The organism is Providencia sp. PROV188, assembly GCF_027595165.1.
In the GTDB taxonomy this organism is placed as follows: domain Bacteria; phylum Pseudomonadota; class Gammaproteobacteria; order Enterobacterales; family Enterobacteriaceae; genus Providencia; species Providencia lanzhouensis.
Genome location: NZ_CP097291.1, coordinates 3,238,477 through 3,262,216, shown reverse-complemented (window position 1 = coordinate 3,262,216; position 23,740 = coordinate 3,238,477). Strand labels below are relative to the sequence as shown.

The window sequence follows — 23,740 nt, the reverse complement described above, 5'->3', positions numbered from 1 at the left end:
CTGACATTGATATGTCGAGGTAGAAAATCACTTTTCCCCTCTTTATTGGACAAAATGCATGAGTGTTACTGAACAAGTTGCCGAACAACGTAAACAATTAGAACAAGCCGTCGCCCACGCATTGGAATTCGCCAAAAGCCGTTGTGATGGCGCTGAAGTTGCAGTCAATAAAAGCACCGGCATTAGCGTGAGCACGCGCCAAGGTGATGTGGAGAATGTGGAATTTAACAGTGATGGGGCGCTCGGGATCACGGTTTACCATAAACAACGCAAAGGCAGTGCATCTTCAACGGATTTAAGCGACGAAGCCATTGAGCGTACAGTTCAAGCCGCGATTGATATTGCGTCTTATACTTCTGAAGACCCGTGTGCAGGCCCTGCTGACAAATCATTACTGGCATTTGATGCGCCGGATTTAAACCTATTCCAAGCTACAGAGCTTTCCCCTGAGGAAGCCATCAAGCTGGCATCAATTGCGGAAATGACCGCATTAAATGCAGATTCACGCATTGTGAATACGGAAGGCGGTAGCTTCAATGGACACTATGGTATCCGTGTCTTTGGTAACTCTCTAGGTCTATTAAAGAGCTACAGTTCTAGCCGTTATTCGATGTCGAGCTGCGTAATCGCCGAGCAAAATGGTGAAATGGAGCGCGATTATGCGTATACCATCGCACGCAGCATGCAGGCATTAAAATCCCCTGAGTGGGTAGGTCAAGAGTGTGCTCGTCGTACATTATCTCGCTTATCGCCACGTAAATTGCCAACCATGAAAGCTCCCGTTATTTTTGCCTCAGAAGTGGCGACGGGGTTATTTGGTCATTTAGTCGGTGCTATCAGTGGCAGCAGCATTTATCGTAAATCATCATTCTTAATGGATAGCCTTGGCAAACAAATTTTACCAAGCTGGTTAACTATTAATGAGCAGCCGCATTTGATGGGTGGTTTAGCCTCATCCCCATTTGACAGTGAAGGTGTACGTACTACTGAACGCAATATTGTGGAAAATGGCGTTCTGCAAACCTGGCTGATGACCAGTTATTCTGCGCGTAAACTGGGGCTGCAAAGCACAGGTCATGCGGGTGGGATTCATAACTGGCGCATTGAAGGACAAGGCTTATCGTTTGATGCTTTGTTGAAGCAAATGGGGACCGGCTTAGTAGTCACTGAGCTGATGGGACAGGGTGTGAGTGGAATTACGGGGGACTATTCCCGTGGGGCATCCGGTTTTTGGGTAGAAAATGGCGAAATTCAGTATCCTGTGAGCGAAATTACCATTGCAGGTAATTTGAAGGATATGTGGATGAACATGGTGACTATCGCCGATGATATCGAAACGCGCAGCAATATTCAGTGTGGTTCTGTGTTGATCCCTGAAATGAGTATTGCAGGGCAGTAAGTTCTAGTTGAACAATAAGCGCTAAATAGCAAAAAGGCACTCAATGAGTGCCTGAATACCGCCTGAAGACTAACGACAGTTTCTTGATGGAAACTTTTTTCGGCTAGTCTTCTTTCTCTTGTTGAGCATCGCAACTAGCGATGGAACTCGCCAGCCGCTTCAGGTTGATAAACAATCTCTAACACACGAACACGGGTTTCTACGCCGTTTGGCAGCGCCCAGCTAATTTCGTCGTTAACATGTAAACCTAATAAAGCTGCACCGATTGGCGCCATCACGGACAGTTGTTCTGCACTATCTTTGAGAGAGGCAGGGTAAACCAATGTGCGTGTGCGCTCTTCGTTACTGATTAAATCTAAGAAACGAATAGTGCTGTTCATTGTGACCACATCCGCAGGGATCTCTTGTGGAGATACGATATCTGCGCGGTCTAATTCGTCGTTTAGTGCTTCAGCAACAGGCGTACCCGCATAAGCGGCTTGCTCCATCAGGGCATCTAAGCGTTCTGCATCTAAATCATTGATAATAATTGTTGGCTTTGTCATACCACACTCCAATAGGGACGTACAAAGCAAACACCCCCCACCCAGAAGGCAGGGGGTGTTTGCTAGAAAATAGATTATGTAAAATATTAGGCGCTATAGGCGTTAAAGGGAAGAGATCGGGATCACGAACTCGGTGCCTATGCGTGTAAAACCATGTATATTGCTCTGTTCGCTAAGATGTAATGACGCAATGAGTTGGACTACTCTTCGTCAAATCCACTTTCAAACAGTTTAATGATTGCGGATAACGCCAAATCTTCATCGGGTCCGCTAACCTCGATATCAATTTTACTACCTTGTTCCGAGTCTAACATCAACATCGCAATAACGCTATCCGCCTCGGCCTCAATTTGGCTGTCATTTTTTAAAATGACTCTAGAGTTAAATTGTTTAACTAAATCATAGAGAAGCATTGCTGGTCTGGCATGCATACCAAGGCGGTTTTTTAGCGTAATCGTTGCTTTGACGGTCATTGCTTGCGTTTTTCCAACGTTCTGTGGCGTGACTGGACGTTTTTCCCTCGGGAGCGGAAATAATCAGCCAGCTGTTCTGCCACATACACCGAACGGTGTTTCCCTCCCGTACAGCCGATGGCGACGGTGAGGTAGCTGCGGTTATTGGTTTCTAACATCGGTAACCATAACTCTAAGTAACTACGAGTCTGGTAAATAAAGTTATGAACCTCGGTGTGTCTGTCCAAGAAGGCCGCAACGGGACGATCTAAACCGGTCATTGGGCGCAGTTTAGGATCCCAGTGTGGGTTTGGTAAAAAGCGCACATCGAAAACGTAGTCAGCATCAATTGGAATACCGTGTTTGAAACCGAAGGACTCAAACACCATGGTCAGCTCACGCTCGCGTTTGCCCATTAAGCGGGTTCTGAGCATTTCCGCTAATTCGTGCACTGACATTTCTGAGGTATCAATGACCAAGTCAGCGCGGGAGCGTAGCGGTTCTAATAGCTCGTTTTCTTCGTCGATGGCACTTTCTAAGGATAAATTTTTACTTGAAAGTGGGTGTAATCGACGAGTATCACTGTAACGACGAATTAATGTGTTGCGATCTGCATCCAGAAATAGCAGTTGTGGCGAGAAGGTTGATGGCAGTTTATCAATCGCTTCTTCAAACACTTCTGGATTGTCGGGCATATTACGCACGTCAATGCTCACGGCCGCAGAAATATTGCGATCGGCAAGTGAATTAGCCAATTCCGGCAGTAAGACTACCGGCAGGTTATCCACACAATAGAAACCCATATCTTCCAGCGCGCGTAGGGCAACGGATTTTCCCGAACCGGAACGGCCGCTGACAATCATCAGCACCATGAGCTAACTCCCTTCTGTCTCTTAAGGATTTATATCTTAATGATCGATTTCTCACTGATCACACATTTCTAATTGATCAAACACGTCTGACTATTTTGCATTTTGCGGTGTTTTACGATGCCGAATGAAAGAAATCATAACAATATCATTAGGCTGGCATCAACACATATCAGTTATTACTTACTCAATGATGATCTGGTATAACTCTTCGTCACTTTGCGCACTACGCAGACGCTTACAGAACGCTTTATCCGCTAATTTTTTAGCGATAAGAGACAACGTATGTAAGTGAGTTTTACATTGATCCGATGGAACAAGTAATGCAAAAAGCAGATCAACAGGTTGGTTATCAATCGCATCAAACGCAATGGGCTCTTCTAAATGCAAAAATACGCCAGCGGCGCGTGCACTTTCGCCTTCATTGAGTTTGCCATGAGGGATTGCAATTCCACCACCAATACCCGTGGTGCCAACTTTTTCTCTGGTTAGTAACGCTTCAAATACCGTATTTTCCGGTAATCCCAACTCGGCGGCCGCTAACTCACTAATAATTTCTAATGCTCTCTTCTTACTGGTGCAAACTAAATTATTACGTGTGCAACTGGCGGATAAAACATCGCTTAATTGGATTTCTATATCACTATTCATTTTATTATTCACTTAGGACTACAAAACCAGATGATGTATGCCACCATCTGGTTCAGAACATTAATCAGTCAACGACTGGCTAAATGTATTAGTGTTGTCTCAGTTTTTCTTTATGTTTGGTTAATTGGCGTGACAGCTTATCAAGGAGTAAATCAAGTGCCGCGTACATATCGTCGTCTTCCGCTGATGCGTGAATTTCTGCGCCGTTGAGTTGCAGGGTGGCTTCAGCAATTTGCTGAACTTTTTCCACTTTCAGAACAACTTGGATACTGTTAATACGATCAAACAATTGCTCTAATTTCTTGAGTTTTTTCTCAACCGTTTCGCGCAATGCCGGTGTAACTTCAATATTGTGTCCAGTAATCTGAAATTCCATACAATCTTCCTTATATTATTGGGTTAAACCAACTGTTTACGTTGATTTGATGGCGGAATAGATAATGACTCACGATACTTAGCAACAGTTCGACGAGCAACTTGTATACCTTGCTCTGCCAGCATACTCGTCAATTTACTGTCACTCAATGGTTTTGCTGGGTTTTCCGCAGCAACCAGCTTCTTCACCAGCGCACGAATCGCAGTGGAGGAGGCTTCTCCTCCGGTGTCCGTGCTGACGTGACTGGAGAAAAAATACTTCAACTCAAAAATGCCTCGTGGACTATGCAGAAATTTTTGAGTTGTCACACGGGAGATAGTCGATTCATGCATGTCCACCTGATAGGCAATGTCTGCCAAAATCATTGGTTTCATATACTCTTCGCCTAACTCAAAAAATTCTTGTTGTTGCTCAACAATACAGGTCGCCACTTTAAGTAATGTTTCATGGCGGCTCTCTAAGCTTTTAATCAGCCATTTCGCATCCTGCAAGTGACTGCGAATATATTGCGTGTCACTTTCGCTGGCTGAATCATTTGCCATTGAAGCATAATGATTATTGATGCTTAACTTAGGGATGCTATCTGTATTTAACTCAACTTGCCAGTGCCCACCGACTTTTTTCACCAGTACATCGGGAATAACATATTCCGATTCACCCGTATTGATTGACTGCCCTGGCTTGGGATTCAGCGTAAGGATCAGGTCAATTGCTGTTTTCAGCGCATCTTCTTTTAAGCGGGTCAGTTTGCTCAGTTGCCGAAAATCACGATTTGCCAGTAAATCAATATGATTGCTAATAATCAGTCTAGCTTCTTGCAGACCAATTGTCTCTTTTGGGTATAAAGAGAGCTGGATCAACAAACACTCTTTGAGATCCTGAGCTGCCACGCCTAATGGGTCAAAATGCTGGATACGTTTTAAAACGGCAACGACTTCTTCTAAGGTGATATCGGGGTCATCAATCCCTTCGTGGATCTCACTGATTGAGCTTGTGAGATAGCCTGAATCATCAATTGAATCGATAATCGAAGTCGCAATCGCGCGATCAGTATCGGTAAACGGGGTGAGATCCGCTTGCCAGATTAGATAATCTTGCAGTGTTTGGGTAGTTTCCCCTTGGTAAACAGGAAGTTCATCGAAGCTGTAGTCGTTGCTAGTGCCCGACGGGGTACCTGCTGTATAGATTTCATCCCAATCAGCATCTAGTGGAAGCTCATCGGGCATATCCGCGTTTTCAAGGGCATCTTTGGTATCGATTTCGCTGCTGTCAGTGTCGTTGCCTAGGTTATCTAAGTTCTCTTGCTCAGAGGATGACTCTTCTTGTTCAAGCAGAGGGTTGGTTTCAAGTGCGAGTTGAATTTCTTGTTGAAGCTCAAGTGTGGATAACTGCAACAGGCGGATGGCCTGTTGCAATTGAGGTGTCATTGCAAGTTGTTGACTGATTCTGAGCTGCAAACTTTGCTTCATGAATGTGCTTTATTCTCCATTACCACTTACACAACCAATGTCATGACAACCAACAAGGCAATACTACAAACGACAGTCTACAAGCGATAGTCTACAAACTACAGTCTAAAGCCTTCACCCAAATAAACACGTTTCACTTGCTCGTTTTCAAGGATCATCTCTGGTGAGCCGTGAGCAATCAAGTGCCCTTGGCTGACAATGTAAGCACGCTCGCAAACATCGAGAGTTTCGCGGACGTTATGGTCGGTGATTAACACGCCAAGCCCATAGTCACGCAAGTGTTGGATGATTTTTTTGATATCCAAAACGGAAATCGGATCAACCCCTGCAAACGGCTCATCTAACAGGATAAATTTTGGATTAGCAGCGAGGGCGCGTGCAATTTCCACTCGACGACGCTCACCACCGGACAGTGACTGACCTACGCTATCACGCAGGTGAGTAATACTGAACTCCTCCATCAGCTCTTCAGCACGCTCTTTGCGCTGTTCTGAGGTTAAGTCAGGGCGAATTTCTAACACGGCCATCAGGTTATCATACACACTGAGGCGGCGGAAAATAGATGCTTCTTGAGGAAGATAGCCAATGCCACGACGAGCGCGCTCATGCAGAGGAAGTAAGCTAATATCCTCACCATCAATTAAAATTTTACCAGCATCCCGCTGAACAATGCCGACTACCATATAAAAAGTGGTCGTTTTACCCGCACCGTTAGGGCCTAAGAGACCGACGATTTCCCCTGATTTCACTTCCAGGCTGACGTCAGTGACTACGCTGCGTTTTTTATAGGATTTCGCCAGATTCTCTGCGGTTAGTGTTGCCATAACAATTATTTACTCTTACTTGTTGATGAACCCTGTGCTGCTGGGCCTTTCTCTTGTAACTGGGCTGGTAATAAGACAGTTGTTACGCGCTTGCCTTTATCGCTGAACGCTTCCATTTTTTGTGTTGGAACGACGTAAGTGATCTTATCGCCTTTGATATTACTATCGAGCTGCTCAAGGTAGGCATCACCCGTTAATGTCACCAGCTGCTGATCAACTTCATAACGTGCTTTGGATGCGTGACCTTTAATTGGTTTGCCATCGTCTTGTAACTGGAAGAAAGTCACTGGCGTACCAAATGCTTCAATGACGATTTTATCGGAATCGCTGCTTGGGCGAGTCACAACAACTTTGTTGGCACGAATATCAATGGAACCTTGCTTGATAACAACGTCATCAGTAAATGTGGTGATATTTTTTTCTAAATCAAGAGATTGCTTAACCGAATTAATGGTCATCGGTTGTTGGGTATCTGTTTTCAGTGCCATTGCCGGTAGGCTAAGAGCCAAAATTGCACTTGCAATAGCCCCTTGAATAAAACTTTTCTTAGTTACTTGATTCATTGTGTTGCTCTTTTGGTTGTAACTCATAGTGAGTTTTAACATCTTCAATTAATTCAGCGGTTCTTGTACGAAGGTTCCCCTTCATTTTTAAGCCCGTTGAATTTAGCCCGTGTCCGATAATGGTAACTTTATCGTCAGATGAAACATCTTGTGTGACTAGATTGACCACCGCATTATCTGTGGTAATGCGCTGGATTTGAGGCTCAGGAGTCAAACTGTCAACTTGAACATCGCTATACAGGTAGAGCACACGCTCTTTGGTTAATCTTGCCTTAATGGATTTCACCGTCCAAGTCGGCGTACCCGCATCGTTATAAGTGGTTAATACCGGATTGGTAAACCACGTGATTTTCCCATCGGTATAATTATCAACTTTGCTCGCGGCGAGTTTATAGGCTAAATCACCCGCTGGATTATAGACGAAAGTTACTGAATCATCAGTTTGATAATTAGGTTTCCCGTCATTGATTTCGGTTGTTAATGGTTTGGAGTCATCGTAAACCGAAAAGTTCCAACCAATTAGCCCCAATACAATGAGGGATAAAACAGTGATTAACCACTTTTTTGCGTTGCTCATGAATGATATCTGTTCTTTAAATCGACAAGCCTTTAGCTTCTTCCAGTTTATTTTGGGATAACAGAATAAGGTCGCAGAGTTCACGTACTGCCCCTTTTCCGCCACCAATATGTGTTACATAGTCTGCTTTAGGTAATAACAAAGGGTGTGCATCAGCAACCGCAACGGATAACCCAACTTTTGCCATCACGGGCCAGTCAATGAGGTCATCACCAATGTAAGCTGTTTGCTCTTCTGTTAGTTGTAGTTTATCTAACAGTTCGCGATACGCCAAAAGCTTATCGCTTTGTCCTTGGTAAAGATATGTAATACCTAACGTTTGGGCTCTGTCTTCCAGCAATTTAGCTTTGCGTCCGGTGATAATAGCGACTTCGATACCTGAGGTTAATAGGCAGCGAATGCCATACCCATCGCGGACATTAAAGGCTTTTAATTCTTCGCCATTATTCCCCATATAAATTAAACCGTCGGACATCACGCCATCGACATCACAGATAAGCAGTTTAATTTTGGTCGCTTTTTCTATCACAGAATTTGCTACAGACCCATAGCAAGTATTCTGATAATTAGGGTTCATTCTATTTCCTTTATGTATACTTTCGACTTATACCACACCCGCTTGCAGTAGGTCGTGCATATGGAGAACACCCACTAATTGGTCGCCATCTGCCACTAATAACGACGTGACATGGCGAGATTGCATCAGGTTCAGCGCTTCAACAGCTAGCATACCTGGCGCGACTCGAATACCGCCCGGCGTCATTAAATCGGCAATTTTGGCATTATTAAGGTCGATGCCCATATCAAAAATACGGCGCAAATCCCCATCCGTGAATATCCCTTGAATATTCATATCGTCATCACAAATGACGGTCATACCCAGCTTTTTACGGGTAATTTCCACAAGGGCTTCGCGTAATGTGGCACTTTTCGGAATATGAGGGACATCGTCACCGGTACTCATTAAATCACGAACTAAGAGTAAAAGTTTGCGCCCAAGTGCGCCCCCTGGATGAGATAGTGCAAAATCATCTGCTGTAAAGCCGCGGGCGGTTAATAATGCAATGGCTAACGCATCACCCATCACTAATGTTGCCGTGGTACTTGTTGTCGGTGCCAAACCTAGCGGGCAGGCTTCTTGTGGTACTTTTATGCATAAGTGGATATCTGCATATTTGCCCATGTTACTGTCTGGATTATTGGTCATGCAGATCAGTGGGACTTTGATACGCTTTAACACTGGCAGTAGGGCTAAGATCTCTCCTGATTCACCAGAGTTCGAAATCGCTAATACAACGTCTTTATTGGAGATCATCCCTAAATCGCCATGGCTAGCTTCCCCAGGATGCACGAAAAATGAAGGCGTTCCTGTGCTGGCAAGCGTCGCCGCAATTTTCCGTCCAATATGCCCTGATTTCCCCATCCCCATAACGACCACTTTTCCCTGACAAGCAAAGATTTGCTGACAAGCAAGATCAAAGTCATGATTAATATATTGTTCTAGGTTTTTCAGACCTTCGCGTTCGATATGGAGAACTTCTTTACCTACTTTCTGAAAATCGATATTTGACATGTCTAATTCCATGTGTGTTTTCGGGTGAATCAAAAGTGTCGGTTGGATCCAAAGTTTCGGTTAGATCAAAAAAGAGAAATCGGATTGTATAACGAATACTTAGTATCAGTAAGTATTTTATCTCTAAGCTTTTATGAATGTCATGGTTATGAGTCTTTATTAGCGATTTGAGCTCAAAAGAGCCTTTTAGGGATTAACCGCACCGATGCCCAAAAAAAATTTTTTTAATTCTCTTACCCTTATGGTTGGATATATAAATTTCTAAGAGCTATCTTCTATTAATTAGGTAAAATATTAGTTAATACTATTTGGTTTATGTTTCTGTAAAACCCTGAATTTATTTAGGCAGAATCATAGTTTGACCTATAACGAGCTATTAAACGATGCAAGCACAGACAGAGAACTTAATCGAAGTCAAAAACATGTCATTTACGCGGGGCAATAGGAAAATATTCGAAAATATTAACCTAACTGTGCCTCGTGGTAAAATTACTGCGATTATGGGGCCTTCAGGGATTGGTAAAACCACATTGCTCAGACTGATTGGTGGGCAACTGCGCCCAGAGGAAGGGGAAATCTGGTTTGATGGGGATAATATTCCTGCGCTGTCTCGTTCTAAGTTATACCAATCGCGTAAAAAAATGAGCATGTTATTCCAATCCGGTGCCTTGTTTACCGATATGGACGTTTTCAATAATGTGGCTTTCCCTTTGCGTGAGCACACGAATTTACCGGAATCATTGATTCATACGACGGTGATGATGAAATTAGAAGCGGTGGGGTTACGCGGAGCCGCAAAATTAATGCCGTCAGAACTTTCAGGTGGAATGGCTCGCCGTGCGGCGCTGGCAAGAGCTATCGCTCTGGATCCTGACCTGATTATGTTTGATGAGCCGTTTGTGGGGCAAGACCCGATTACGATGGGAGTTTTGGTCAAACTGATTGATGAACTCAACCAAGCGTTAGGGGTAACCTGCGTGGTGGTTTCCCATGACGTTCCTGAAGTGCTAAGTATTGCCGATAAAGCGTATATTGTGGCGCAGCAACATGTTATTGCGAAAGGAACTGGGGAAGAGTTACGCGAGAACCAAGATCCGCGCGTCAGACAGTTTATGGATGGAATTGCTGATGGTCCTGTGCCATTCCGCTTTCCTGCCAATGACTATTCGGCTGATTTATTAGGGTAAATGAACATGATAATTAAGGCGATTGCTGCCTTCGGACGTCGATGGATTGAAACATTTGCGGCTTTTGGTCGAGCAGGCTATTTATTATTTGGTGCACTATTTGGCAAACCTGAGTTTGGCAAGCAGTGGCCGCTGTTAGTTAAACAGCTTTATTCGGTAGGGGTTCAGTCTCTGCTCATTGTGGCGGTGTCTGGTCTATTTATCGGGATGGTGCTCGGTTTACAAGGTTATTTGGTACTGACGACGTTCAGTGCAGAAGCCAGTCTTGGCATGATGGTAGCGCTTTCGCTATTACGCGAACTGGGACCGGTGGTCACCGCGCTGTTGTTTGCGGGGCGAGCTGGCTCGGCATTAACCGCAGAAATTGGTTTGATGAAAGCTACTGAGCAGATTTCGAGTTTAGAAATGATGGCGGTGGATCCTCTGCGTCGTGTTGTCGCCCCAAGATTTTGGGCTGGGTTCATTAGCATGCCGTTGTTATCACTGATTTTTGTCGCCGTAGGTATTATTGGCGGAGCCATTGTTGGTGTGGATTGGAAAGGGATTGACCCCGGTTTCTTCTGGTCGTCCATGCAGTCCTCCGTCGAGTGGCGACTCGATTTAGTGAACTGTTTTATCAAGAGTTTAGTCTTTGCAATCACGGTAACGTGGATTGCACTATTTAATGGTTATGATGCGATTCCAACCTCGGAAGGAATTAGCCGTGCAACGACGAAAACTGTTGTGCATGCATCATTATCGGTTCTAGGGTTAGATTTCGTACTGACAGCACTGATGTTTGGGAACTAAGTCATGCAAAGTAAAAAAAGTGAAATATGGGTGGGTTGTTTTATGTTGCTGGCGATCGCCGCAATTGTGTTCCTCTGCTTAAAAGTGGCGGATTTACAATCGATTGGTAGTCAGTCAACTTACCGAGTTTCCGCCTCTTTTGAAAACGTGGGTGGCTTAAAAGTTGGCTCTCCAATCAAAGTCGGTGGTGTTGTCGTGGGACGGGTTGCGAATATTTCTTTAGATAAAAAGAACTATATTCCTGACGTTCAAATCGATTTACTCAGCGAATATGACAATATTCCTGATTCCAGCTCGCTATCAATTCGTACTTCAGGCCTGCTTGGTGAACAGTATATCGCCATGAATATCGGTCCTTATGATGAAGATATGGGGATTGCGATGTTAAAAGATGGCAGTCGTTTAGAAGACACCAAACCGGCAATGGTACTGGAAGATTTAATTGGTCAATTCTTGTATAAGAGTGGTGATAGCCAAGGTTCTGCAGCTGCGCCAGCATCTGCGCCAGAGGCTCATGTTGCGGCACCGTCAGAGCCTGCTGCTCACTAAGTTGTAATTCCCTGTGAACTTAAAAGGAATGAATTATGTTTAAACGTTTAATAATGATAGCTATGTTAGTGGTTGCGCCATTTGCGATGGCGATTGACCAAACTAATCCTTATAAGCTTATGGAAGAAGCCGCAGCGAAAACTTTCGATCGCTTAAAAGCACAGCAGCCTCAAATCAAACAAAACCCAGATTACTTACGTACCATCGTGCGTGAAGAGTTACTGCCATATGTGCAAATTAAATATGCGGGCGCGTTGGTATTAGGGACTTATTATAAAGATGCTACCCCAGCGCAGCGCGATGCGTATTTTAAAGCATTTGAGTCTTATCTTGAGCAAGTTTACGGTCAAGCACTGGCAATGTATCACGGTCAAACGTACACCATCGCTCCTGAGCAGCCGATTGGCGACAAAAATATTGTCGCTATCCGTGTGACCATCAATGATACTAATGGTCGCCCTCCAGTACGTTTGGATTTCCAATGGCGTAAAAACAGTAAAACAGGTTACTGGCAGGCGTATGACATGATTGCAGAAGGCGTGAGTATGATTACCACCAAGCAAAATGAGTGGGGTGATATTCTGCGTAAGCAAGGTATTGATGGATTGACTGCTCAATTACAACGTAGTGCTCAGGTGCCGATTACGTTAGAAGAGAACAATTAAGATGAGTAGTCTGTTATCTTGGACGAAAAATAACAAAACATTGGCTTTTTCCGGTATTTTAAATCGCGATTCTCTGGTTGAATTTTGGGACAAGCGCCAAACACTATTGACCCAAGTTGAGCAAGTTGATGTTTCTGCTTTAACTCATGTGGATTCTACCGGACTGGCAATGCTAGTACGCTTAAAAGGTGAGTATCAGTCCCAACAAAGCCATTTAGGTATTGTTGGTGTGAGTGATAATTTGAATACCTTGATGGAATTGTACGGGGTAAAATCCCTGCTGATGGATTAAGTCAAGTTATGTAAAAAATAGCGCTTCTGAGTGTTTTTATACACCAGAAGCGTTTTCTTTAGTTTAAGTGTTAAGCTGAATCCTTTAGGATAGATGGCTATATTTATTATCATAATTAATTACAAAATTGAGTCATTATGGATACCAACGAAATTAAACAAGTCTTAATGGAAAAGCTGTCACTGGATGAAGTGATAGTGAATGGCGATGGCAGTCATTTTCAAGTTATCGCTGTTGGCAGCCTTTTTGACGGCATGAGCCGTGTTAAACAGCAGCAAGCAGTCTATGCGCCGTTAATGGAATATATTGCGGACAATCGAATTCATGCGCTTTCAATCAAAGCTTATACCCCAGCGCAGTGGGAGCGTGATCGTAAGCTGAGCGGCCTATAAGTTTGAAAATGTAAGCGAACAGTTTGTAAAAATCTGACACACGAGAATACCAGAATGGATAAATTTTTAGTTAAAGGGCCAACCCGCTTAGAGGGTGAAGTCTCTATTTCAGGCGCTAAAAACGCCGCACTGCCAATCCTGTTCGCTGCTTTACTGGCTGAAGAGCCAGTTGAATTACAGAATGTCCCTAAACTGAAAGACATCGACACCACAATTAAGTTACTCAGCCAACTTGGCGTCAAAATCGAGCGTAATGGTTCGATTTTTGTTGATGCTAGCAATGTGACTGAATATTGTGCACCGTATGATCTAGTAAAAACCATGCGTGCCTCTATTTGGGCATTAGCGCCGCTGGTTGCACGCTTTGGTCATGGTGAAGTTTCTCTACCGGGTGGTTGTGCCATTGGCGCTCGTCCAGTGGATTTACATATTAGCGGGTTAGAGAAGTTAGGTGCCAATATTGTCCTTGAAGATGGTTATGTTAAGGCAACGGTGAATGGTCGCCTGAAAGGCGCTGACATCGTGATGGACAAAGTAAGCGTTGGTGCCACTATCAGTATCATGACAGCTGCTGCGCTTGCTGAAGGAACCACTTCCATCGAGAACGCCGCTCGTGAGCCTGAAATTGAAGATACTGCTAATTTCTTAAATGCATTAGGTGCGAAAATCACTGGTGCAGGAACTGACCGTATTGTCATTGAAGGAGTGGCTCGTTTAGGTGGTGGTGTGTATCGCGTTCTGCCAGATCGTATTGAAACAGGTACATTCTTAATTGCTGCAGCGGTTTCTCGCGGTAAAGTAGTTTGCCGTAATGCACGTCCAGACACTCTGGATGCGGTGCTAGCGAAATTACGTGAAGCTGGGGCTGATGTTCAAACGGGTGAAGATTGGATTAGTCTAGATATGCATGGTAAACGTCCAAAAGCGGTTACATTGCGTACAGCTCCACATCCTGGTTTCCCTACTGATATGCAAGCGCAATTTAGCCTATTAAACTTGGTGGCTGAAGGTACCGGTGTTATCACAGAAACCATTTTCGAAAACCGTTTTATGCATATTCCTGAGTTAATTCGTATGGGTGCGCACGCGGATATCGAGAGTAATACCGTTGTGTGCCATGGTGTTGAAAAGCTCACTGGTGCGCAAGTGATGGCAACAGATTTACGTGCGTCAGCAAGTTTAGTGATTGCAGGTTGTATCGCGGGTGGAACAACGACAGTTGACCGTATTTATCATATCGATCGTGGATATGAAAATATTGAAGCGAAATTAAATGCGTTAGGCGCTAATATTCAACGCGTTAAATCTGAAGACTAATTCCAGATTGCGTTGATATCATTGCAAAAACAAGATTGCAGAAACAAAAAAGGTTGTTCTTTATCGGAACAACCTTTTTTTTGGGCTTATTTTGGGTGAAAGATTTGACTGGGCAGAATTGAGGGGTTAGTTTGCTTGCCCTTCAGGAAGTTCTTCAATCACGATATCGATGTTTTGCACATTACCATCACGTAAAATCTGAACGGGAATTTTTGTTCCGGGGCGAATTTCGGCGACATAATCCATGGTTTCTGCGGCAGAAACGGCAGGTTTTCCATCTAAGGATAAGATAACATCCCCTTGCTCAATGCCTGATTTTGCAGCAGGTCCATTGGCTGAAACTTGGAAAACCCTTAACCCTTGAATTTGGTTGATATTATTTGTATTTGTGCGAATTTGCGGTAATTCACGAGCCGTAATGCCGATGTAGCCTCGCACGACACGACCATCACGGATCAGTTTTTCCATGATTTTGGTTGCTAGGGCGGTTGGAATAGCAAAACTCAATCCTTCGGAACTGACTCCTTGCCCTGCGCTGAATGAAAGGGTGTTTATGCCAACCAATTCCCCTTCCGTGTTGATAAGGGCGCCACCGGAGTTACCCGAGTTAATCGAGGCATCGGTTTGTAGGAAATTTTGGCGACGTGTGGAGCTTAAACCGACACGTCCCGTCGCGCTTATAATCCCTTGGGTGACTGTTTGTCCAAGGTTATAAGGGTTTCCAATGGCTAAAACCACATCCCCAACATGGGTGATGCGCTTAGTATTAATTGGGATAACGGGAAGATTTTCAGCCTCTATCTTCAAGACTGCAAGGTCAGTTAAGGGGTCTGAGCCGACTAAAAGTGCATCGAAAATCGCACCATCTTGTAGGGCAACAAGGATTTGGTCAGGGTTATCCACCACATGTTTATTGGTCACTATGTAACCATTAGCGCTTAATATCACCCCTGATCCAAGAGATTGTAATTCCCGACCCGATTGGGAAAAACTCCCTTTAGAGCTGCTATAGACATACACCACCGCAGGCGCGGCACGGCGTACGGCCTTGTTATAGCTTACAGGCTCGCTATTGGTTTTCCCATACAGTAAATCAGCCAGTCCCTGTGGGCGCAATGAGGGGACAGCCACAATAATGATTGAGGCAGTGACCAATCCAAGCAGGACAGACACAAGCAGCTTTTTGACCATGTTAAAGGTTACCAAGTTCGCTATGATGGAAATGACAGACAGAGAGATACTTTGAGCATAACATAAAAAAACGGGTACAGCAGAGTGATACTGTACCCGTTTTATTGATTTATGTGCGGTAACTTAATGAATTAGTTTTTCATTAATAAGTAGAGCGTTTCACCGCCACGCAGCACTTTCATCGCTAATACTGGTGGTTTGCTATCGATGATTTTGCGGAATTGGTCGATACTTTCTACGCGAGTGTCATTCACGCCAAAGATCAGGTCGCCTTTCGCTAAACCAACCGCAGCAGCCGGAGACTTAGGTGCTACGCTGTCAACTTGTACCCCTTTGGTATTGCTGACAACCGCATTGGAAATGGTGGCGCCTAATAAGGATTCACTCAGTTTTTCCGCGTTGGTTGCAGAGCCTTCATCGCTTTCTAGTACTACTTTCACTTCCATTGGTTTGCCTGAACGGATCAGACCAAGGGTGATTTCTTTGCCTAACTGGCTGGTGCCAATTTTTGCTCTTAATTCAGCGAAGCTATTAATACGTTTACCATCAACAGAGACTAAAACGTCACCCGATTTGATGCCTGCTTTTGCCGCTGACGATTTTGGAATCACTTCACTGACGAAAGCGCCACGCTGAGCATCGATATTGAAGGCTTTAGCGATATCAGAGTTCATCTCTGTACCTTTAATACCTAAAATTCCGCGTTTAACTTCACCGTGTTTAATCAGCTGCTCACTCAGGCTTTTCGCCATGTTGCTCGGGATAGCAAAGCCGATGCCAATATTTCCGCCACCCGGTGCTAAAATTGCAGTGTTAATCCCAATCAGCTCACCGTTTAAGTTAACCAGTGCACCACCAGAGTTACCACGGTTGATTGAGGCATCGGTCTGGATAAAGTTTTCTAAGCCTTCCAGATTTAATCCACTACGACCTAACGCAGAGATAATCCCGGATGTGGCAGTTTGTCCTAAACCGAATGGGTTACCAACAGCGACGGCAAAATCACCAACACGCAGTTTATCGGAGTCCGCAATAGAAACCGCGGTGAGGTTTTTGATATCTTTTGCATTGCTGATTTTTAACAATGCAATGTCAGTTTGTGGATCTTTACCAATCAGTTTAACGTCAATTTCACGACCGTCATTGAGCTGAATTTGGATTTTATCAGCACCATCAATAACGTGATTATTGGTTAAAACATAGCCTTGTGTCGCATCGATGATGACACCAGAACCTAAACCTTCAAATGGGCGCACGCTTTGTTGTTGTGAAGGTGCATTTGGACCAAAGAAGAATTTGAGTTCTTCAGGAATCTGTTGATTTTGTACACGGGTGCCTGAAACATGGATATTCACGACGGCAGGCAGCACTTTTTCCAGCATTGGCGCTAAACTCGGCATGTTTTGGCTTTGTGCGGTTGCCGGTAATGTGGCCGGTAAGGCGGCGCTGCTGATTGCTGGGATCGTGGACAGGGTTAAACCTAAACTCATTGCGACTGCTGTCAGAAAGAAATTTTTTCTTTTCATCATTCCGTAGATTCTCTCAATAGAAAATATCAGCTCATATGAATGGTACCTATAAACGGTACACTAAGGTCATATGGGCGGAGGTATTTTGGGGTCTCAAATAATATTTTACTGATGACTATGACCAAGGATTATGCGGAAAAGTTCCCTATGCGGATAGTACTTATCCACAATTTTACATCCATTTACATGATGTTTAGGTGAAACGCTAACTTCTATACAGTAGCTAAACTAACTATAAGATTTTATTCGGAATTGGAATGATACAGTGAGGGAAATAACACCACCAGTAACGGGCGCTACTGGTGGCATAATCAAAAATTACTTCTCTTTTTCATCGAGAGGGCGGAACAGCCCTGAAGCACCTTCAGAGTAATCTCTCGGTGGCATTTTAACCGGTGCTTGGTCATTATCGGCTTCAGATTCAGTTAAACGATAATGGAATGGGTTATCTTGCATATCCGGCATTAATTCGGAAGAGCTTTGCGCCATATGTTGATACAGTTGGCGATAGTCGCGTGCCATTTTATCCAATAACTCTGCGCTGCGAGCAAAATGGCTAACGAGTTCTTTACGATACTCTTCCAGCTCAGTGCTTTTTTTGTCTAATTCAGCTTGTGCTGTTTTTTGTTGACGAAGTTTTGGATTGCCATAACGCACAACCAATGCGCCGATGATAAAGCCAACAACTAATCCTATTAGTGCATACTCCCAAGTCATGCTAACTCCTTCGTTTACTTCAATCAAAATTCACAGAAAATGGTCGCCAAAATTTAGCTCGATTACCCTAACTATACCTGCTAATAGCAAATCTGTTAATGCTAAAGAGTGGAATAATAAAGCGAAATTCCTTACTCTATGCCGAATAGTTAATCGAAAGTTAAATGCTAACAGAATCTGGTTATAATAAAGGCAGTGTATATCATATAACGGTAAAAAAAACCGAAAATTTTAAGGATCACTGAGTTGATGTCACCGATGACCCCTACCATGCGTTACCAACAAGCTCTTGAGCAAGGCAATTACCAGCCGGATGACGTACAAAAACAAGCCGTAGAGCGATTAGACAAGATTTATCAGCAACTTTGTAGCGCTACGCCTTGCTTCCCAAATGAAAAACCAAACGGTCTAAAACAGCGCTTTGGGCGCTTGTTAGGGAAATCATCCACAAAAACCTGTGAGCCAGTTCAGGGGTTATATATGTGGGGGGGCGTAGGCCGCGGTAAAACGTGGTTGATGGACATGTTCTACGACAGTTTACCGGGAGAGCGCAAATTGCGTTTACACTTTCATCGCTTTATGAAGAAAGTGCAGGAAGACTTAATGGCGCTGCAAGGACAGGAAAATCCGCTCGACATTATCGCTGATGAATTTAAAAAACAGACGGATATTTTGTGTTTTGATGAGTTTTTTGTCTCGGACATTACTGATGCGATGATTCTAGGAACCTTATTAGAAGGGCTCTTTGCGCGAGGCATCACGTTAGTCGCGACATCCAACATCATCCCTGACAACCTTTATCGCAACGGTTTGCAACGCGCTCGCTTTTTGCCAGCCATAGAACAGATAAAAAAATATTGCGATGTAATGAATGTGGATGCGGGGATTGACTATCGCTTGCGTACGCTGACTCAAGCGCATCTATTTTTATCGCCAATAAACGAACAAAATCGCCATCATTTAGATGAAGTGTTTGTAAAACTGGCAGGTAAAGAAGGTCAGCAAAATCCGGTATTAGAAGTTAATCATCGGAAAATGCAGGCAATTCGCTCCGCAGAAGGAGTATTGGCAATCAGCTTTAAGGTTTTATGTGAAGAGCCTCGCAGCCAAAACGACTATATCTACCTCTCAAATTGTTATCATACGGTATTGCTCTATGACGTCCCTGTGATGGGACTGAAAGATGAAAATCCTGCCAGACGTTTTCTCGCGCTTATTGATGAGTTCTATGAACGTAAGGTAAAATTGATGATCAATGCACAGGTGCCGATGGATTCACTTTATCAAGGGCAACTTTTGGCGTTTGAATATCAGCGCTGCCTTTCTCGCTTGCAAGAAATGCAAAGTGAAGAATATTTGAAAATCCCGCATTTATCATAGAGGCCAAAGAGGAAATGAGTCTCAAGGACGTCGTTTTCTCTCTAGATTTATGTGTGCTTTTTGAACAGGCGACACTAATTATTTATTTGAACGTAAAAAAAATGCATTTGGGGTCGATTTTTGTTGCTGACTTCTCTATAATCTTGCGACCCCACGTTACGGCGTTGTTTTTTATTTCCCAAAAAATAACGCATTAATGCCAGCTAGGCTGCTCGAAGGGGTGGGTTTGCTGGACAATGAGTCGCGTGAACCTCGCTATATTTTACGAACATGAGTGTTCACACAACGTGTAACTTCAATATTGGGTAAGTTTTAATGAAAACTTTTACAGCTAAACCAGAGACCGTAAAACGCGACTGGTATGTTGTTGATGCAGATGGCAAAACTTTAGGCCGTCTTGCAACTGAAATTGCTAGCCGTCTGCGCGGTAAGCATAAAGCGGAATATACTCCGCACGTGGATACTGGTGATTACATCATCGTTCTGAATGCAGAAAAAATTGCTGTTACCGGCAAAAAACGCGAAGACAAAATCTACTATCGCCACACTGGCCATATTGGTGGAATCAAGCAAGCAACTTTCGAAGAGATGATTGCTCGTAGTCCTGAGCGTGTGCTTGAAATCGCGGTTAAAGGCATGTTGCCAAAAGGACCTCTGGGTCGTGCAATGTACCGTAAACTGAAAGTTTACGCAGGTAATGAGCACAACCACGCGGCACAACAACCGCAAGTTCTTGACATTTAATCGGGATTATAGCAATGGCTGAAAATCAATACTACGGCACTGGTCGCCGCAAAAGCTCATCTGCTCGTGTCTTTATTAAGCCGGGTAGCGGTAACATCACAATCAATCAACGTACACTGGAACAATACTTTGGTCGCGAAACTGCGCGCATGGTAGTTCGTCAGCCGTTAGAACTGGTTGAAATGTTAGAAAAACTGGACCTGTACATCACTGTTAAAGGTGGTGGTATCTCTGGTCAGGCAGGCGCAATCCGTCACGGTATTACACGTGCACTGATGGCTTATGACGAGACTCTTCGTTCTGATCTGCGTAAAGCTGGTTTTGTTACCCGTGATGCGCGTTCTGTTGAACGTAAGAAAGTGGGTCTGCGTAAAGCACGTCGTCGTCCACAGTTCTCCAAACGTTAATTTATTGCCCTCTGGGCATAAAATTGATGAAAAAGCCCGTCTTTATGGCGGGTTTTTTATTGTCTAAAATAAATCAAATATTGAGCCATTCTTCTTTAATTAAAATAAAGACAGACAGAAGACATTATTTTATTATTCCACTCTATTTTTGTGTCATATCTCAAATGCAGTAAAAATATAACCCATCAACAATGGAGTTAACTTTAAGGTTTTAATTTTAAATTATTATAAATTTAAAGTTGATAGGGCTGGTTTTGATGGAATTATTCCTCTCTAATAAAATTAACCGATGATTTTCTCTAGGTTAGCCCCCTAAGCTGTACAAAATCTGTTAGACTATGTCCCAGTTTTTTATTTGATTATTTCTCGCTTTCATGAAGCGAGAGGGTTGTGCTGACTTTCAAAATGGATCTTGAAGGTTGAGTACATGGGATTTTAAAAATGAAAATAATGAATTAATCCTTATTTAAGGATCATTATTTTTATCATTTGGAGGTTTTAATGGCTGTTGCTCCTAATAAACGTTCGGTAATGACATTGTTTTCAGGCCCAACTGATATTTTTAGCCATCAAGTACGTATTGTGCTTGCTGAAAAAGGTGTTAGCGTTGAGATTGAACATGTCGAGCCTGGTCATATGCCTCAAGACCTTATTGATCTTAACCCATATCAAAGTGTTCCAACGCTGGTGGATCGTGACCTGACTTTGTATGATCCAGATATCATTATGGAATACCTCGATGAGCGTTTTCCTCATCCACCGTTAATGCCTGTTTACCCAGTGGCTCGTGGTACTAGCCGTCAGCTGATGCATCGTATTCGCAGAGACTGGTACTCATTGATGGCTAAAATCGAGAAGGGTACAGCACAAGAAGCAGATGCAGCTCGTCGCCAATTAGCGGAAGAACTGATTGCAGTTTCACCTGTACTGGCTGAAATGCCATTCTTTATGAGTGATGAGTTCAGCTTAGTTGATTGCTATTTAGCACCGCTATTATGGCGCTTACCTGTTTTAGGTATCGAATTAAAGCCTGCAATCAGCAAACATTTACAGATGTACATGCAGCGTGTATTTGAGCGCGATGCATTTTTAGCATCATTAACTGAATTAGAGCGTGAAATGCGCCTGTCAGCACGAGGCTAAGTCGGATGATGGAAATGGCACCAATGACACCACGTCGCCCTTATCTGCTGCGCGCCCACTATGAGTGGTTGCTGGATAACGATATGACTCCGCATTTGGTGGTTGATGTCACTCTTCCCATGGTGAATGTTCCAATGGAATTTGCGCGTGATGGGCAAATTGTTTTAAATGTTGCCCCGCGTGCAGTGGGTAACTTTGAAATTACCAACGAAGAAGTGCGGTTTAATGCGCGATTCGGCGGTGTACCTCGTCAGGTATATGTTCCAATGGCGGCTATCATGGCGGTATATGCGCGTGAAAATGGCGCTGGAATGATGTTTGAACCTGAAGCGGCTTATGATGAGCACTTTGATGGAGAAGACAACAGCACTGATGAAGCACTGTCTGACAACATCGTATTGGTTCATGATGAAGCCACTCAAACAGAAGAACCTTCATCCCCAGACGATGAGCCACCAAGGCCACCGAAAGGTCGTCCAGCGTTACGGGTTGTGAAATAAGCACAAATCGTGGCAGCTAAGACTGATATAGTAAATGCTAAAAAGAGGAAGAAATTCCTCTTTTTTTATACTCGAAGAAAACTCATGATCCCTTCTGCGGCTCGACGCCCTTCGGCAATCGCTGTTACCACCAAATCAGAACCGTGTACTACATCTCCCCCTGCAAAAATTTTAGAGTGCGAAGTCTGGTAAGCATAATGATGATGACGAGGTGCCACTATTCTACCGCTCATATCGCGCTGTATGGCATGTGTGCTAATCCACGGCATATCGTCAGATTCAAAACCAAACGCAATAATGACCACATCGGCAGAATGTGTAATTTCTTCCGATTCTGTGGAATTCGATAATGTGCTAGCGAAATGGATACCGACAACTTGTCCCTCGACATCGGTGTTAATCCCAATGGGTTGTAAGTGAAAATGGAACTGTACGCCTTCTTCTTGAGCGTGTAAGACTTCTCGCGGTGTTGCAGGCATTTCCGAAGTGCCTCGGCGGTAGATACAACTGACTTTGCTTGCGCCTTGGCGGATAGCGCTGCGGACACAATCCATCGCGGTATCTCCTGCGCCCAACACGATTACATTCTTATTTGCTAGTGATACGTAAGGGTATTGGGGATCGTCGGCGTAACCTAATAAGTGACGCGCATTACCCACTAAATAAGGAAGCGCTTGATAAACGCCTATGGCATCTTCGTTGAGGAGATTGCCTGAAACTGGATGATGGGTGCCGGTTCCAATAAAAATCGCATCAAACTCATTGAGTAACGTTTCTAACGGGATATGTTGTCCAATCTCAGTATTAAGTTTAAAGATAATCCCCATTTCTTCAAAAATCCGTCGTCGGTGCTGCATTATCTGCTTTTCTAACTTAAATGCGGGTATACCAAAAGTGAGTAACCCACCGATTTCAGGATGTTTATCAAATACTATTGCTTGAACGCCGTGACGAGCCAACACATCGGCACAGGAAAGACCCGCAGGGCCCGCGCCGATAATCGCGACTCGTTTACCTGTATCCCTAACATGAGAGAGGTCAGGCCGCCAACCTTGCTCAAATGCACTATCGGTAATATAGCGCTCCAAATGCCCAATCGTGACGGAACCAAAGGTTTCATTCAGGACACAAGCGGCTTCACATAATCGTTCCTGTGGGCAAATTCGACCGCAAATTTCAGGCAAGCTGTTGGTGTGATGACAAAGTTCTGCCGCTTCAAGAATTCGACCTTCTCCAGCCAGCTTTAACCAATTCGGGATAGGATTGTGGAGCGGGCATTTCCACTCACAATAGGGGCTGCCGCAAGACAAGCAACGCTGGGCTTGATGCTGAGCTTCAATGCCACTCATTGGCTGGTAAATTTCCACAAACTCAATTTTGCGGATCGTCAGCGCTTTTTTACGAGGTTCAAGACGGGGCGAACCCATATTTGAAGAGGACATAGGCACCTTTCCAGCCAAATTCTTTTACGAGAATGATATAAATTAAAGTTTACTTTGATAGCATTGATATAAATAGTGATTATCGTAATAAAGTTACTAATACACGGGTGAATATCCCATTGTGACCGACGATTTAATGAGCAGGATCGATATTTCGTATGAAACCCCATCCGAAACAGCCCTGTTTGATATATGATT

At 43.9% G+C, this 23,740-nt stretch carries 28 protein-coding genes; 13 read left to right on the top strand and 15 right to left on the bottom strand.

Annotation, left to right across the window (positions count from 1 at the left end):
• Positions 1–58 precede the first annotated feature (58 nt).
• A complete protein-coding gene (gene pmbA / locus M5X66_RS14950) occupies positions 59–1,399 on the top strand; it encodes a metalloprotease PmbA (protein ID WP_036956103.1) in 1,341 nt (446 codons plus the stop codon).
• 134 nt (positions 1,400–1,533) lie between these two features.
• Here pmbA and rnk read toward each other — a convergent pair whose 3' ends face one another.
• The 11 genes from rnk to kdsD form a co-directional block, all read right to left on the bottom strand.
• Positions 1,534–1,944 carry a nucleoside diphosphate kinase regulator gene (gene rnk / locus M5X66_RS14945; RefSeq protein WP_036956104.1) on the bottom strand — a complete coding sequence of 137 codons (411 nt, stop codon included), beginning with the start codon at positions 1,942–1,944 and terminating at the stop codon, positions 1,534–1,536.
• Between the two features lie 200 nt (positions 1,945–2,144).
• A complete protein-coding gene (gene npr / locus M5X66_RS14940) occupies positions 2,145–2,417 on the bottom strand; it encodes a PTS phosphocarrier protein NPr (protein ID WP_036956105.1) in 273 nt (90 codons plus the stop codon).
• Positions 2,414–3,268 carry an RNase adapter RapZ gene (gene rapZ / locus M5X66_RS14935; protein WP_036956106.1) on the bottom strand — a complete coding sequence of 285 codons (855 nt, stop codon included), beginning with the start codon at positions 3,266–3,268 and terminating at the stop codon, positions 2,414–2,416. The genes npr and rapZ overlap by 4 nt, the downstream gene beginning before the upstream one ends.
• A 180-nt stretch (positions 3,269–3,448) precedes the next feature.
• Positions 3,449–3,916, bottom strand: a complete 468-nt coding sequence (gene ptsN / locus M5X66_RS14930; RefSeq protein ID WP_132496594.1) for a PTS IIA-like nitrogen regulatory protein PtsN — start codon at positions 3,914–3,916, stop codon at positions 3,449–3,451.
• Between the two features lie 88 nt (positions 3,917–4,004).
• Positions 4,005–4,292, bottom strand: coding sequence for a ribosome hibernation promoting factor (gene hpf / locus M5X66_RS14925; RefSeq protein ID WP_036956108.1), 288 nt, complete (start codon positions 4,290–4,292; stop codon positions 4,005–4,007).
• A 23-nt stretch (positions 4,293–4,315) separates the two neighbouring features.
• Positions 4,316–5,761, bottom strand: coding sequence for an RNA polymerase factor sigma-54 (gene rpoN / locus M5X66_RS14920; protein ID WP_036956109.1), 1,446 nt, complete (start codon positions 5,759–5,761; stop codon positions 4,316–4,318).
• Positions 5,762–5,859: 98 nt separating this feature from the next.
• Entirely contained in the window at positions 5,860–6,585 is a 726-nt protein-coding gene (gene lptB, locus M5X66_RS14915; protein ID WP_036956110.1) for an LPS export ABC transporter ATP-binding protein, read from the bottom strand.
• A 5-nt stretch (positions 6,586–6,590) separates the two neighbouring features.
• The gene (lptA, locus tag M5X66_RS14910) at positions 6,591–7,148 is read right to left on the bottom strand and encodes a lipopolysaccharide ABC transporter substrate-binding protein LptA (RefSeq protein WP_036956111.1); all 558 of its coding nucleotides are present in this window, start codon (positions 7,146–7,148) and stop codon (positions 6,591–6,593) included.
• A complete protein-coding gene (lptC, locus tag M5X66_RS14905) occupies positions 7,132–7,725 on the bottom strand; it encodes an LPS export ABC transporter periplasmic protein LptC (protein ID WP_036956112.1) in 594 nt (197 codons plus the stop codon). Before lptC ends, lptA begins: the two co-directional genes overlap by 17 nt.
• A 16-nt stretch (positions 7,726–7,741) precedes the next feature.
• The gene (gene kdsC / locus M5X66_RS14900) at positions 7,742–8,302 is read right to left on the bottom strand and encodes a 3-deoxy-manno-octulosonate-8-phosphatase KdsC (RefSeq protein ID WP_036956113.1); all 561 of its coding nucleotides are present in this window, start codon (positions 8,300–8,302) and stop codon (positions 7,742–7,744) included.
• A 27-nt stretch (positions 8,303–8,329) separates the two neighbouring features.
• Complete coding sequence (gene kdsD / locus M5X66_RS14895) at positions 8,330–9,298, bottom strand: arabinose-5-phosphate isomerase KdsD (RefSeq protein ID WP_036956114.1); 969 nt, start codon at positions 9,296–9,298, stop codon at positions 8,330–8,332.
• A 383-nt stretch (positions 9,299–9,681) separates the two neighbouring features.
• On the opposite strand from kdsD, the gene mlaF reads away from it, so the two are divergent.
• The 7 genes from mlaF (at position 9,682) to murA (ending at position 14,489) form a co-directional block, all read left to right on the top strand.
• Complete coding sequence (mlaF, locus tag M5X66_RS14890; protein WP_006659099.1) at positions 9,682–10,485, top strand: phospholipid ABC transporter ATP-binding protein MlaF; 804 nt, start codon at positions 9,682–9,684, stop codon at positions 10,483–10,485.
• A 6-nt stretch (positions 10,486–10,491) separates the two neighbouring features.
• Positions 10,492–11,274, top strand: coding sequence for a lipid asymmetry maintenance ABC transporter permease subunit MlaE (gene mlaE / locus M5X66_RS14885; RefSeq protein ID WP_036956115.1), 783 nt, complete (start codon positions 10,492–10,494; stop codon positions 11,272–11,274).
• A 3-nt stretch (positions 11,275–11,277) separates the two neighbouring features.
• Positions 11,278–11,823 carry an outer membrane lipid asymmetry maintenance protein MlaD gene (gene mlaD / locus M5X66_RS14880; protein WP_154637159.1) on the top strand — a complete coding sequence of 182 codons (546 nt, stop codon included), beginning with the start codon at positions 11,278–11,280 and terminating at the stop codon, positions 11,821–11,823.
• A 35-nt stretch (positions 11,824–11,858) separates the two neighbouring features.
• On the top strand, positions 11,859–12,488 hold the full coding sequence (gene mlaC, locus M5X66_RS14875) for a phospholipid-binding protein MlaC (RefSeq protein WP_036956117.1): 630 nt from the start codon (positions 11,859–11,861) through the stop codon (positions 12,486–12,488).
• Position 12,489: 1 nt separating this feature from the next.
• Positions 12,490–12,780 carry a lipid asymmetry maintenance protein MlaB gene (mlaB, locus tag M5X66_RS14870; protein WP_036956118.1) on the top strand — a complete coding sequence of 97 codons (291 nt, stop codon included), beginning with the start codon at positions 12,490–12,492 and terminating at the stop codon, positions 12,778–12,780.
• 137 nt (positions 12,781–12,917) lie between these two features.
• Complete coding sequence (gene ibaG / locus M5X66_RS14865) at positions 12,918–13,172, top strand: BolA family iron metabolism protein IbaG (RefSeq protein ID WP_036956119.1); 255 nt, start codon at positions 12,918–12,920, stop codon at positions 13,170–13,172.
• 54 nt (positions 13,173–13,226) lie between these two features.
• The gene (gene murA / locus M5X66_RS14860; protein WP_036956120.1) at positions 13,227–14,489 is read left to right on the top strand and encodes a UDP-N-acetylglucosamine 1-carboxyvinyltransferase; all 1,263 of its coding nucleotides are present in this window, start codon (positions 13,227–13,229) and stop codon (positions 14,487–14,489) included.
• A gap of 126 nt (positions 14,490–14,615) precedes the next feature.
• Here murA and degS read toward each other — a convergent pair whose 3' ends face one another.
• The 3 genes from degS to zapG all read right to left on the bottom strand — a co-directional run bounded on the left by degS (position 14,616) and on the right by zapG (position 17,926).
• Positions 14,616–15,680, bottom strand: coding sequence for an outer membrane-stress sensor serine endopeptidase DegS (gene degS / locus M5X66_RS14855; RefSeq protein ID WP_036956121.1), 1,065 nt, complete (start codon positions 15,678–15,680; stop codon positions 14,616–14,618).
• Positions 15,681–15,811: 131 nt separating this feature from the next.
• A complete protein-coding gene (locus tag M5X66_RS14850; RefSeq protein ID WP_036956406.1) occupies positions 15,812–17,206 on the bottom strand; it encodes a Do family serine endopeptidase in 1,395 nt (464 codons plus the stop codon).
• 321 nt (positions 17,207–17,527) lie between these two features.
• On the bottom strand, positions 17,528–17,926 hold the full coding sequence (gene zapG / locus M5X66_RS14845) for a Z-ring associated protein ZapG (RefSeq protein ID WP_036956122.1): 399 nt from the start codon (positions 17,924–17,926) through the stop codon (positions 17,528–17,530).
• A 249-nt stretch (positions 17,927–18,175) separates the two neighbouring features.
• On the opposite strand from zapG, the gene zapE reads away from it, so the two are divergent.
• The 5 genes from zapE (at position 18,176) to sspB (ending at position 22,100) form a co-directional block, all read left to right on the top strand.
• On the top strand, positions 18,176–19,306 hold the full coding sequence (gene zapE, locus M5X66_RS14840; protein WP_154609980.1) for a cell division protein ZapE: 1,131 nt from the start codon (positions 18,176–18,178) through the stop codon (positions 19,304–19,306).
• Between the two features lie 315 nt (positions 19,307–19,621).
• Positions 19,622–20,050, top strand: coding sequence for a 50S ribosomal protein L13 (gene rplM, locus M5X66_RS14835; RefSeq protein ID WP_006659112.1), 429 nt, complete (start codon positions 19,622–19,624; stop codon positions 20,048–20,050).
• A gap of 14 nt (positions 20,051–20,064) precedes the next feature.
• The gene (rpsI, locus tag M5X66_RS14830) at positions 20,065–20,457 is read left to right on the top strand and encodes a 30S ribosomal protein S9 (RefSeq protein WP_004258235.1); all 393 of its coding nucleotides are present in this window, start codon (positions 20,065–20,067) and stop codon (positions 20,455–20,457) included.
• Between the two features lie 501 nt (positions 20,458–20,958).
• Positions 20,959–21,600: a stringent starvation protein SspA gene (gene sspA, locus M5X66_RS14825; protein WP_036956125.1), complete on the top strand. Its 642-nt coding sequence runs from the start codon at positions 20,959–20,961 to the stop codon at positions 21,598–21,600.
• 8 nt (positions 21,601–21,608) lie between these two features.
• Entirely contained in the window at positions 21,609–22,100 is a 492-nt protein-coding gene (gene sspB / locus M5X66_RS14820; RefSeq protein WP_036956408.1) for a ClpXP protease specificity-enhancing factor, read from the top strand.
• Positions 22,101–22,165: 65 nt separating this feature from the next.
• Here sspB and M5X66_RS14815 read toward each other — a convergent pair whose 3' ends face one another.
• A complete protein-coding gene (locus M5X66_RS14815) occupies positions 22,166–23,542 on the bottom strand; it encodes an FAD-dependent oxidoreductase (protein WP_154637158.1) in 1,377 nt (458 codons plus the stop codon).
• Positions 23,543–23,740 lie beyond the last annotated feature (198 nt).